This window comes from Ochrobactrum sp. MYb379, assembly GCF_037479515.1.
Taxonomy (GTDB): Bacteria; Pseudomonadota; Alphaproteobacteria; order Rhizobiales; family Rhizobiaceae; genus Brucella.
The window spans coordinates 526335-538088 of record NZ_JBBGYW010000001.1 but is presented as its reverse complement, the minus strand read 5'-3'; the positions used below and the strand labels follow the sequence as shown (position 1 = coordinate 538088).

The following is an 11754-nucleotide window of genomic DNA, read 5'->3' as shown; positions in this document are numbered from 1 at the left end:
TCGCTCGACACTCACGAGCGAGTCTGATCATATGACGACAAAGACTGGAGAAGCGCGGTTAGAGCAAAATTAAAACGCCAATCAACCGCGCGTGTGTATCGATGATTGCAGAACAAAACGAAATTTTTGATGAGTTTCAAATATCCCTGCTTGTAAGAAAGCATGGATGGTCAAATCTTGTTCTAAGCTTACCGAACAACACGCATACTTCAGTTGTGACCGATGCATTTTCCGACATCGTCAACAATATTCTTACGTGTTGCGAAGCAGTCATCGATAATCATCAACATACTCAGCCGTTTTACGATGAGCCGGGTGGATCAGTCTGGAGACTGAATCCAGATCCAATCATGAGGCATCTTGTACGCGTCAGGATTTTTGATCTGCCGAACAAAGCCGGTCAATTCGCTGAATCCGATCTAAATAAGCCGGTCGTCGATTTGCTCACTAAAAGGAAGCATTTGCTTCTCAACTTCATGATGGAGCTATTGAGAACCAAACTTCTGTACGCCGATGCGTCATTTTACAAAGACCGGCAGGCCTTTCCGCATGATCGGTTTGAGACGGTCTGGGGCAAATGGGCAAAAGCAAATATTGGCTGCCCATTTTCTCTGCCCAGCTGAATATTTAGTCCCGCCAAACTCGGTACGCTGAAAGCAGCGCACGAACATGCCGAGGTAGCACTGGGTCTCCGCTAGATGCCGTATCAGGCTCGCGATTTTCGTAAAGGTCTGCACCGACAAGCAGAATGGCCGCCGAAATAGCGGCATTAATGACGATACCGTCAGCAAGCGACGGCGTTTGACCCGCCGCTACGACCTCGCGGTCGAGGTATTCGGTGACAACAGTTTCTGCGGCCAGCAGATAAAGCGTCAGCTCGTCGTTTTCGTCGTCGTGAAAAACGCGTAGGTGACGATTGAATACAGCAAGATCAATCAGAGCCATCGCCACCACCTTCAGGTGGCACTTCCGGCTCCGGTTCGGGCTGAGGATTTGGAATAACGACCCCAGCGCCGATGTAGCTCGCTACCCGCCTCTTACGCGTCTTTGTCGATACTGCCATCTAATTTCGCCTTCTGCTTGGGCTTGGTGCCGTTATCTGGCGCGCCGCCGTCCGCTTTCTTGATCACGTCAGTCTTGCTGCCCAGAGAAACAAGTCCCTGCGCTTCCAACTGTCGAGCTTCGCCCGCTTCAACTTTGAAAGATGGGCTCTTGCGGGTTTTCAGCTCTTTGCCGAGAGCAAAGGTCTTCAGGGCTTTGACTTCTAGAAAATCGGTCATGTTCTCTCCAATCTGGAAAAGGGGAGCCGAAGCTCCCCACCCCAATTAAGCGCCTTCGACGTCGCCGGTTACGAACGACTCTGGACGATAGACGGCGAACGCCAGTCGCTCTTCCGCGCGGATCGTGAACATATTCTTTTCGAAGTCGTCGACGTTCTCGCTCGACAGCAGCACTTCGATATCGAGACGGTCGAAGATCTGTGCAGCGAAGCTGAACGCACCAGTGAGGAATTCACCTGCAGCCATAGCCTGCGTAGAGACTACTGGCAGATTCCAGAGAGTTGGCGTTAGCGAACCCTGCGGATTACCGATGATGTAATTTCCACCAAGATCCTTGGTTAGCTCGATCTTCGCCCAATCTATCGGATTGAGAACAAATGCCGTTGCCGGATACTCGGCGAGTACGACCTGAAGGATGGCCAGACGCAGTCGGTCAATGCCAGTTTCATTCTCCGCGGCGAACGCCGGATTGAATGCGGTCGCCTGCGGAACCAGACCGTGAATGTTCTGACCGGTACCAGAGCCATTAAGCAACTGATTTTCTTCCGCAAAGCGCAAACCGTAACGAGCGCGGCCATCGATATAGGAACGAAGAGCCGGTGCATCATCCAGGATCTGGCGCGAAGCCTTGAACAGATGCGCAATCGTACGAACCGGCGCAGAAGTCATGTCGAACGTCAGGTCCGAATATGGCTTCGCAGTCGTTTCAGCGACAGGGGCTGCATTGTTCGTGTAACCGGTTTCCTTCACGTACTCGATAGAGCTCGAAGAAGTCTGGCCCGGCAGCACAAGATCGCGGATTGTCAGGGTGCGCTCTGGCAGACCAAAGATGCCCGGCACGCGTGCACCAGGTACGAGAGACGTACCCTGACTGCGACCAGCGCCCACCGTAGTGTTGGCCGAAGTGATAGCAGCGCGATCTGCCGTCACCTTGATTGAACCGCGAGACGAACCTGTCAGCATACCCGCCTTATAATCTGCAGAGTCGATAACCAGATCGCCAAGCGACTTCTGTTCGTTCGCGCCTTCTTCCTTTTCGCGGGCGGCACGCTTTTCAAGGTCGCCAAGGCGTGTGGTCATGTCACCGAGTTCAGACAGAGCCTTATCGGTCTTTTCCTTGAGCTCGGCAGAAACCTCGCCGTTTGCAGCAAGTTTCGACGTAAAGTCTACCGCGAGATTGCCGACCTGTTCCTTAATGGAGGCAAGCGAAGTACCAAGCTCGCCGATCTTATCGGCAAGTACATTATCAGCCATGTGTGGCTCCTTAGATTTTAATGAGTGGTGTGTTTGCTTCGGCCAAAAGCCGGTTTAGGGCTGCCAAAGCAGCAGCATCCGTCTCGACGTCAGGAGCCCCCTGACCTTCCTTGAGGTAGAGCCGAGCGGCCCGCTCTGCCTCAGAATTCGACAGGTTTAGAAGACCCTTCAAACCATTCTCGAATTCGCGTTTGGTAATCTGTTCGCCTGTTGCCATTTTCGATGCAAGCAGTGTGGCTGCATCTGCCTTTGCGGCATTGGATGCTTTCACCCGTCGCACATATGTTGGTTCGGTATCGGCGCCAAAGCGTGCCAGCGTCTCATCAAGCGTTGCGACACGATCGGCCATACCCAGCTCAATGAGCTTTTCTGAGTAGAAAACCCGGCCCTGACCGAAGTCGGCTTCGACGCGCGCTTTGGTGATGCCGCGACCTTCGGCAACGCTTGTTAGGAAGCGTTCATACGAACGATTCACGCTTTCCTGAATATAGGCCAGCGTTTCCTTGCCAAGCGGCTCAGTTTCGTTGCCTTCGACCTTATGCTTGCCAGCGGAAATATACGTCCGCTTGACGCCCGCCTTATCCAATGCAGCGGAAATGTCATCATGCGCTGTGTAGACACCGATTGAACCTGCTCGACCAGAAGGCGTAACGACGATTTCATCCGCGGATGAAGCCAACCAATAAGCGGCACTTGCGGCGAGACTGTTCACCTGCGCGATGATCGGCTTGTCGCCTCCGCGAAGTTTGCGGATCTCCGTTGCCAATTCATCCGTACCGGGAACAGAACCGCCAGGGCTATCAACATCAAGCACGACGGCCTTTACATCATCATTAGACAGCGCCTTGTGAAGTTGTCGCTTGATGCCGGCGTATGAAGTGCCTCCGCTCATCGCAGAAAACATGTCCATACGGTCAGAAAGCACCCCGTAAACGGGAATAACTGCAACCTTACCGTCGGTCTCCGCGATCTCTTTCGATCGAGCATCAGAAACAGCAGCAGCAAATTCAGACGTCACAAACTTATCACCGGCAGCACGAGCTGCGATAACATCCGCAAGAACTGCCAGTTTTTCGCGCTGAATCGCCCACGGCTCAGCCTCAAAGGCTGACAAAATGTGTTCGAATTTCATAAAGTATCCTTAAGCAGCTCGCGTTTCGGGCGCGTCATCAATCGATGGTCCGCCGTTGTGGCCGATGCCGTGCAAAGGTTGCATTGTCCCGTTGACGATGAGCTGATCGCCGCCCGGTTTGGAGGCTTTGTTTTCGTAACTGCGGGCCTCATCTGGCGTATAAATGCCGGTGTTGACCATCTTCTGCAGGAAGTCAGCGCGCGCTTGGCTATCGCCTCTCAACAGGCCTTCCATGTTGAACTTCACTACAGTCGTTCTGCGCGTCTTTGCGTCCAGCAAATCGCGATAGACTGCCGATTCAATGCTTCTCAGCAACGGAGTTAAGCAGGTCTTGGTGAACTGGAGGATCAGCTGCTCGATACCGCTGCCCCACGTCGTCGTCCCGTTTGACGCATGGCCAATCATGACAGGGGGAACGCCAAAGATGCGGCAGATCTGCTCAACGCTGAACTGGCGCGTTTCGAGCATCTGTGCGTCTTGCGGATTGATCGTGAGCTGCTGGTATTTAAGCCCAGCTTCAAGAACAGCAATCTTGCCGGCCTTCTCAGACCCGGCGAACTGGCCAAGCACTTCACCAAGCTGCTGACGCTGTTCCTTTTTCAGGATTTGGTCAGATGAAAGGACGCCAGCAACCTGCATGCCGTTGGCAAACATCTTGCCAGCCGTCTTTTCACCCGCAAGCGCATTGCCGACAGTGTTCCTGACCACACCTATTGGCGAAAGACCGCGATCACAGCCGGGAATTACCATTCCGCGAACGTGAAACATCTTGTCTTCGCTGATACGTCGGATCGTGCCTGACTTGCCCTTAGACGTTTCAGTCACTTCGTAATAGCGATTGTTCCGATCGTCGCGGCAGACCTTAACGGCGAGCGGATGAAACGGGTTCAAAGCAGTAAGCCTGCCGCCGTTCATCTTCTTTTCGGCGAAAAAGTTGCCGTCAAGACAAAGGCACATCGCAACCATGGCCCAAAAATCGGACGCGGTGTCGTCAAGATTGGGCATATCGTGGAGTAGCTCATACAGAACGTTTTCACGATCGATGGTGACGCCGTCGTCCTTGAACACGTTGCATGGCAGCGTTTTCACAGAATTAGCTACTAGATTGACGCACGCCCATACGGCATCGAGCTCAAGAGCCTTTTCATAAGTGACTGTTTCACCTGACGTCGTTCCAAGGCCGAAGAAGCCGCGCCAGAACTCGCCGTCGGTGAGCTTGATGGGCTTTCCGACCCATCTATCAATGAAGCCCATATTCGCTCCGTCGTGAGTTAGGCGATGACCACCATATTATTGATGAAGTCATCTAGGTTTTCTTCCGGCTCAATCGGGGTGTCCATCGCTGCACCAACAGCCATTGCAAGCGCGACGGCAGCATCAATGCGAACCGATGCTTTCGTTTTGACAAACCATCGGTTTTCTTGCGGGTCGTGATCGAACGTGGCGCCCATGAGTGCTGTCATCAGCACCGGGTTTCGCCTCAAGCGAATGCGCCCGTCGATGATCATGTCTTCTAGCGCCAGCACCGATCCCGGCATCCACAATCCTTGCGGCGCTGGGAGGCCAGCAGCCTTTGCGGATTCAACCTTGGCTGGCTCGGGCTTAGCCCTGACCTTGCCACCCTGTGGATGTGCAACATGATCGACTTCAATGCCGAGCGCGTCGACCTCTTCGCGGAACTTGTCGTATGCGTAGCGGTCATAAGCTATGGCTTTGACTTCGAACTGCTGATCCAACTGCTGAAGTCGTGCTGCAACGAAGTCATATCGGACACGTTTACCCGGCGTGGCGTTAAGACAGCCTTGCTGCACCCATAACTCATATGGTGCTTTGTCGGCCTGCGCTCGAGCTTGCAGCGTTTCCTGTGGCGTCCAAGCCTCAACCCACGCGTCAAAGGTCGGCAGACTGACTGTAGCTCCGTCTTCGCGTTCCATTTCCATGAAACCCGTAGGAACCACGCAGGCAAGAACCGTCATATCCTTACTGCCCGAAAGGTCGACGCCCATGAAAACAGGCTTGTCAGCGTGTTCATCTTCGGGGTCGAAGTCGTCCATGACGCTTTCGACAGTCTCACGCGGCATCCACGCCTTATCGGCATCCGTCCAGCAGCAAAAGTGCAGGCGAAGAATGCCGTTCAGCTTGCCCGGCATCTGTTTGGCCTGAGCAACAACTCCCGCAAGATATTCGTGCGTCAGAATCACGCCGAGAAGTGGATTAGCTTTTTTCCAGCAAGAAGGATCGTTCAGAGGGTCATCGCCCTTATCGAGCGCGCAAACCCATGCAAACGTCGAGTCGTCGATGACTTCACCGACGTAGTTAAACACCTCGTCTGGCGTCTGCGTGCCGGCTGCAACCCGAACTGCGTGCTCGTGCTCTTCCCAGCAAATGCTGTTCTTGTCGCTGCCAGAGTTCGTAATCATCAAAAGCAGTGGCTGGCGACGAAACTTGAAGCCACGCTCAAGCATTTCCATCGTCGATCGGTCTGGATGCTCGTGCACTTCGTCGCAAAGCGCGAAATGGGGTCGCGGACCAGAACCCGACTTTCCCGAATCCTTAGAGATCGGACGGAAGAAAGACTGCGATTTGTGGTGCGCGATATTGAATTCGCGCCCGATACCACCGCTGAATTTCACACGCTGCATCAAAGCAGGTGCAGCTCGCGCCATTTTCACAGCATCCTGGAATAGGATTCCTGCCTGTTCTTTCTTGGCAGCGGCGGCATAAATCTGCGCGCCTGCTTCCTTGTCGGCGATCAATCCGAACAGGCCAACTCCGCCGGCGAATGGAGATTTGCCGTTGCCCTTGCCTTCTTCGATGTAAGCACGACGAAAACGGCGGGAACCGTCCTCACGCTTCCAACCGAACAGAGAACCGAGCTTGAAGGCTTGCGATGCGTGAAGTTTAAAGGGCTTGCCTTCAAACTGGCCTTCTGAGAGTTTCAATCGCTCTTCAAAGAAGCGAAACACTCGATCCGCTTCTTCGTCGTCAAACCAGAGCCCGCGCTCATGTCCTGTCGCCAGATCGTCGAAATGACGCTGGCAAGCGTTCCGAACGTGCGGTCCTGCAATCTCAGTGCCGTCAAGGACAGCTTTTGCGTAAGCGCTCACACGCTCCAGCGCAGGCATATCAGTCAAGCAAATCGTCCTTCTCATCGCCGTCTTCGCCAGTCGCAACTTTCGATGCATCCGCAGGCGTTGCACCCATCTGGCCAAGCATCTGACGCAGCAAGTTCATCGCCTGCACGCCGACTTCCTGCCCAGCCATGATGCGGCCTTGAATATTGGCTGCCATTCCGACCAGCGTGCGGTGCGACTGGTTCAGCCATGGCAGCTCTTTTTCAAACAGCTTCCATGCAGCCTTGGCTTTTAGCTCCGCAGTATCCTTCAACCATGCGGGAGGATTGCCGAGCGGGCCGTCAGCCTTGACATCGATGCGGTTTTTGAAGCGACCTGCGTGAACTTTATCTCGCCCCTCGACTTTAGCTTTGCCGAGGGGATTTCTCGGCTTTGCCATGGCATGAAATCCTATAAGGGGTCATATTCTGAATTGGAGATGCGTGCGCGATGGACCCTCGCCGTTCCGGCGCTTTCGACCTTCGTCGACTTTTTGATGCCCCCCGGAGCGTGACATTTTTGCAACGTTTCGAAAAAGTGACATAAATGTCACACTTTCGATGAGGGGCAGCATGAAAAATTCAGTTTTTTTGGACCTACAGACGGGGTTTCTCCTCATAAAAAAAATACTCGTACGGGGGTCAAACCGGCCACCCGTCGGCCCCGAAGGTCACGATGTCCTGACCTCGCTCCAAGCGCTGCTTGGTTCGGTCGTGGCACGTCTTGCAAAGTGACTGGAGGTTGCCAGCATCCCAGAAAAGGAACTCGTCGCCCTTATGAGCGATGACGTGATCACACACCGTCGCTGGTTCAACGTCGCCAACCTGCAAGCAGAACATGCACAGCGGTTGGTCGGTCAGTTGTCGCTCACGCAGTCGCTGCCATCGGGCTGTTTTATAGAGGCGGAGCCATGTGCGTTGTGTCATGGTCTGGCCTTCACTTAGTAACCAGCTTATGTGCACGTAAGACAGAAGTGTTGCTGGTCTTGTTTGGTTGATCTGCAACCGCAATGGCGATTTCGCGGGCCGGGCCCTGGAACAGATCAATTGGTTGCGGCAGGTCGGATTCGAACCGACGGTCTTCTGGGTATGAACCAGACGAGATGACCACTTCTCCACTCCGCATTGAATTGGTCAGGGAACCGACAACGGAAATAGACGTTCCTTTCACAGGAGGAACGATCATGTCAGTTAGATTTCAAATCGCAGCTCTGCTCAGTATCGTTGTGAATGCCGTTGTATTCGGCGTCGGCGCCATCACCGTTCTATCGGTTCCCGCACTCGTTGATAACGCAGCGATGCTGCTTCCGATTGCTGTGGCCATCAGCTTAATTGCCAGCCCACCTATCGCATGGTGGCTCGCACCACGTTTACGTAATCGCTACTGGCAACAGCGCAAGCTCGCGAATTGATCGGCGGGGAGGCACTGGCTTTATCATTGCCAACCTCAACCCGCCGCATCCCGTCTGCCGGAGGAGAAACGGCGCCGGGGATTCGAAAAGAGTGGCAAGCGCAATGCAGGCGTGCACTGCCTATGTCTGCGAGCCAATGACTGCAGGGGGTTGCGCTTGCTTTTCAGATTGACGACTAAATACCGTCGTCGGGTAGTTACGCCCGGTTCATCACTGACCGAGCGTCTGTCGCTGGCAACAGCCTGTGCGCACAGAACGTGGAATGAGTTGGAAGATTGCCTTCCCACTATTACCAACGTTCTGGCTGATCAGTGCATGCATCAGGCGGCAAGGTCTCGGCGTTTCAGTTCCCCGATGATGGCTCGCAGGGTTACAAGCGCAGTATGAACCAGCGCCCTGCCCGCACCTTGTGCTCCTGTCCGGTTCGAAATGCCTACTGTCTCTCCGACCTCTGCCAGGGTCTTTGCATCGATGCATGCCATCTCAAATGGCTCACAAAGATAGCCAAGGGATATTTGAAGGCTCGCTAACTGGCGTTTTGCGTCAATCATCTCATTGACAGGCGCATCGCCCTTCCATGGCTTCGGCACGTTGGTGTATCCGCTTTCGGATTTCTCAGACGACAACTGGGTCTCTGAATCAGTGATGCTTTTCTTGCGAGACGGGATATCAATGCTGGCTGCGGTGGATTGCCTGACATGCTTGTAGGCGATGCTTCCATTCGGACGAACATGGATATGGCGATCCAGAGCCATTCCTTCACCCAGTGTCACAGTCGACCCACCCAGCAGTGCATTGCTTTTCGCCGCGGTGTGAATACGGCGGTAGAACATCGCGTACTTCAAAAGATCGGTGTTGCCCTCTTTGATCAGTGCTGTAGCCAGCGGCCAAGCGATGTTGTCATTTGCAGCACGACCATCCCAATCGCTTCCCATACCTTGTCGCTTATTGATACGGCGGCGCAACTTTGCCAAAGCCTTTACTTCGCGCGCACGTTCAAGCCGCATAAGCTCTCTGGCTGCATTCCTTTGTTCTGGTGTGCGTTCAGGCGTGTGCGTTCCATGAATGGCGCTAGTTGCGATACGTGGCTTCAGATTAAGCTGCGTCATTGATGTTCTCCCCGTGTGTTTTTGGTTGGTTATCATTCGAAGCTTCCAGCAACCAGCCTTTAACCAGCCTCACTGCCTGCTCTGCTGCATCGTCTTCAGTGACTGCCCTGACGACCACAACGGGGAAGCCAAGAGCATCAAGTAACGGATGGCGGGTTATCTGGCTTGGTTCGAGCTTGGCCTTGCCGACCTTGTTTTCAATCTGGCGAAGCACGCCACCGTAGAGATAGATCCGGACGTCTGCTTCTCCCGGCGTCAATCCTGCCGCTAATGCTTCTGCCCTTGCCTTGGGGCCGCGCTTGGCTGCATTTTGATCTCCGGCCAGTGTGAACGTTCCCGGTCGAACGTGGCGCGCTGTGTGAACGTATTCTGGCAGTTTACGCAGGCTGCGAACTTGTGCAGCTTGCAGTTCCCATTCCAGAGGCAGGGCTGCTTTTGTCGTTACCTTGCCATCGCGTGTCGTGATGATTGTTCGGACGCCATTGATGCGGACGGTTTGCGTCGTGGCTTTTGTTGTTGATCTTGTGATGGGCGCTGATTTGGAATTAGGCGTGTTTGAACTGATCTTGCTGGATGACGCGCCTTTCAGCGCACGTCTTCGTGTCATGGTCTCTCCTCGTGTTCATTGTGCGTCAGCTTGGTGGGCTGACAATTCACATCATGGCGGGAGTTAAAGGTCGGTCAAGCGTCAACCGGCATAATTTAAACCAACCTCAATTCAGGTTGTATTTTTCAATCAGGAAAATTTCTAAAAAGTGCGTAGTTCTCAAACGCATAGAACTACGCGCTGCGCGCTTTGTGCGTAAGTTTCTATATAAGAACTCTTACGCACTAAAAGCAGCGTGCTTTTGCGCAAGTCTTTTTAGGTTTTTTGAGACTTACGCAGTATGACTTACGCGTTACCTATGGTTGTATTTTGATTGTGACAGTGGGTTGCATAAATTTCCTTTTGCGCAACAAAAAAACCGCTCAGATTGCTCCGAGCGGTTCAGTTTTATGTGAGGTAGAATCTTAGAACTTGTAAGCTACGCCGAGACGAATTTCGTTGGTCTTAAACTTCTCGCGGACAGAACCCGCACCCAAGTCAAAGTCATAGTCTTTGTGACCATAATCGGTGTAGCGATATTCAAGGCGAACAATTACATTGTCGGTTGCGGCGTAATCAACGCCCGCTCCAGCTGTCCAACCGGTATGGGTTTTGCTCTGCGATGCGCTGACCTCGTTTATACCGTCAGAGACTGAAAGCGTATTTTTCACGCTACCGAATGCAACACCACCAGCGACGTAGGGCATGAAACGATCCATGGCCAAACCTGCGCGAGCACGCACGGCACCCGACCAACGAAGTTTGCTTTCGATGCTATCTGTTAGACCGTCTGGAGCCAGAACAGAATAGCTATCCTTCAGATTGTTGTAAGTCACATCACCGTCAACGCCCAAGACAAAGTTATTGCCCATGTCGAAATTGTAACCAGCGTAAAGTCCGCCGAGGAAGCCGTCTGGCTTGAGGTTCGCAATGAAATCATCGCTGAAACGCGACTTACCCCAGCCATAACCGACCTGGCCACCGAGATATCCACCTGTCCAAGAGAAGACTGGAGTTTCAACGACAACGGCAACTGGCTCTTCATAAACAACAGCATCAGCGGCTTTCGCGCCAGAAATCCCAACGAAAACAACAGTTGAAGCGAGCAAGACTGTCTTTAAATTCATATCCCATCTCCCAGATTTTCTGAACATTAAAGCTAATTATATTATTTAAGGTAGTGCTAACATACCGAATGTCTGTAGTAAAATTGCAACATCAACCCCAAAATGACCACATAATTTTTACCGCCTTCATTCTTTTCATGAATATCAGACGTGCAGTCGCTCCATGCTATCTTTTGGATTGCTGCACCCAAAGTATTTTGGAGGGATCAACGTTCAGATCGCGTGCGACCGCAAGTGCCCTATTTTTCAGGCTCGTCGAAAGTTTAGGTTGACGGGAAAGAACCCAGAAATACTTGTTAGGGTTTGGCCCAACAACGATCGCCCATTGATAATCGTCGTCAAGTGCAACAACATTGTAGCCGCCGTAGAACGGCCCAAAGAAGGATACCTTGAGGGCACCGACGCTTGGTCCTTCGACAAACTTAGCTTTTCCCACGGCATCGCGATATTTGCCCTTTGCAGGGTCAAAGCCACCGTTGACGACTTTGATCGAACCATCCTTATTTAATGAATAGTTCGCTGTCGTCTGTGTCATGCCGCGTTCGAAGCGGTTCTCAATTCTGCCCAGCTCATACCATTTACCGAGATAGCGATCGGCATCAAAATTGCGAACCGGAACCACGCCCGCTTGCCTTGCCGTGGTCTTGTTATAGCTTGCGCAACCAACCAGTGCAGCGAGCGATAGAAGAGCAAGAACCTTATATTTCATCACGACACCTATATGTTGACTTGCAAAGGAAGT

The 11754-nt window shown here is 53.0% G+C and carries 15 protein-coding genes and 1 tRNA gene; 2 read left to right on the top strand and 14 right to left on the bottom strand.

The genetic code is table 11. From position 1 onward, the window contains the following. Positions 1 to 101: 101 nt before the first annotated feature. Positions 102 to 623 (top strand): hypothetical protein, encoded by a 522-nt coding sequence (locus WH356_RS02755; RefSeq protein ID WP_339508655.1) that lies wholly within the window; start codon positions 102 to 104, stop codon positions 621 to 623. 4 nt (positions 624 to 627) lie between these two features. Here the strand turns inward: WH356_RS02755 and WH356_RS02750 are convergent, their stop codons facing one another. The 10 genes from WH356_RS02750 to WH356_RS02705 form a co-directional block, all read right to left on the bottom strand. Further along, positions 628 to 945, bottom strand: a complete 318-nt coding sequence (locus WH356_RS02750) for a head-tail connector protein (protein ID WP_339508653.1) — start codon at positions 943 to 945, stop codon at positions 628 to 630. Then, a complete protein-coding gene (locus tag WH356_RS02745) occupies positions 932 to 1063 on the bottom strand; it encodes a hypothetical protein (RefSeq protein ID WP_268900948.1) in 132 nt (43 codons plus the stop codon). Before WH356_RS02745 ends, WH356_RS02750 begins: the two co-directional genes overlap by 14 nt. Beyond that, positions 1038 to 1280, bottom strand: a complete 243-nt coding sequence (locus WH356_RS02740) for a hypothetical protein (protein ID WP_339508651.1) — start codon at positions 1278 to 1280, stop codon at positions 1038 to 1040. Before WH356_RS02740 ends, WH356_RS02745 begins: the two co-directional genes overlap by 26 nt. Positions 1281 to 1325: 45 nt before the next feature. Beyond that, positions 1326 to 2534: a phage major capsid protein gene (locus WH356_RS02735; RefSeq protein ID WP_094544629.1), complete on the bottom strand. Its 1209-nt coding sequence runs from the start codon at positions 2532 to 2534 to the stop codon at positions 1326 to 1328. 10 nt (positions 2535 to 2544) lie between these two features. Then, the gene (locus tag WH356_RS02730; protein WP_339508649.1) at positions 2545 to 3666 is read right to left on the bottom strand and encodes a S49 family peptidase; all 1122 of its coding nucleotides are present in this window, start codon (positions 3664 to 3666) and stop codon (positions 2545 to 2547) included. 9 nt (positions 3667 to 3675) lie between these two features. Continuing rightward, positions 3676 to 4920, bottom strand: coding sequence for a phage portal protein (locus WH356_RS02725; RefSeq protein WP_339508647.1), 1245 nt, complete (start codon positions 4918 to 4920; stop codon positions 3676 to 3678). 17 nt (positions 4921 to 4937) lie between these two features. Continuing rightward, positions 4938 to 6791 carry a terminase large subunit gene (locus WH356_RS02720; RefSeq protein ID WP_339508926.1) on the bottom strand — a complete coding sequence of 618 codons (1854 nt, stop codon included), beginning with the start codon at positions 6789 to 6791 and terminating at the stop codon, positions 4938 to 4940. Between the two features lies 1 nt (position 6792). Then, a complete protein-coding gene (locus WH356_RS02715) occupies positions 6793 to 7179 on the bottom strand; it encodes a hypothetical protein (RefSeq protein ID WP_339508645.1) in 387 nt (128 codons plus the stop codon). A gap of 241 nt (positions 7180 to 7420) precedes the next feature. Further along, positions 7421 to 7705, bottom strand: a complete 285-nt coding sequence (locus tag WH356_RS02710; RefSeq protein ID WP_339508643.1) for an HNH endonuclease — start codon at positions 7703 to 7705, stop codon at positions 7421 to 7423. 121 nt (positions 7706 to 7826) lie between these two features. Continuing rightward, positions 7827 to 7903 (bottom strand) — tRNA-Met (locus WH356_RS02705). A 59-nt stretch (positions 7904 to 7962) separates the two neighbouring features. On the opposite strand from WH356_RS02705, the gene WH356_RS02700 reads away from it, so the two are divergent. Then, positions 7963 to 8190, top strand: a complete 228-nt coding sequence (locus WH356_RS02700; RefSeq protein ID WP_339508641.1) for a hypothetical protein — start codon at positions 7963 to 7965, stop codon at positions 8188 to 8190. 320 nt (positions 8191 to 8510) lie between these two features. Here the strand turns inward: WH356_RS02700 and WH356_RS02695 are convergent, their stop codons facing one another. From WH356_RS02695 to WH356_RS02680, 4 genes are all read right to left on the bottom strand, one after another. Beyond that, positions 8511 to 9299 (bottom strand): hypothetical protein, encoded by a 789-nt coding sequence (locus WH356_RS02695; RefSeq protein ID WP_339508639.1) that lies wholly within the window; start codon positions 9297 to 9299, stop codon positions 8511 to 8513. Then, positions 9286 to 9906, bottom strand: coding sequence for a VRR-NUC domain-containing protein (locus WH356_RS02690; protein WP_339508638.1), 621 nt, complete (start codon positions 9904 to 9906; stop codon positions 9286 to 9288). The genes WH356_RS02695 and WH356_RS02690 overlap by 14 nt, the downstream gene beginning before the upstream one ends. Positions 9907 to 10310: 404 nt before the next feature. Further along, a complete protein-coding gene (locus tag WH356_RS02685; RefSeq protein WP_339508636.1) occupies positions 10311 to 11012 on the bottom strand; it encodes an outer membrane protein in 702 nt (233 codons plus the stop codon). 166 nt (positions 11013 to 11178) lie between these two features. Beyond that, positions 11179 to 11721, bottom strand: a complete 543-nt coding sequence (locus tag WH356_RS02680; RefSeq protein WP_339508634.1) for a lipocalin family protein — start codon at positions 11719 to 11721, stop codon at positions 11179 to 11181. Between the last annotated feature and the right edge of the window lie 33 nt (positions 11722 to 11754).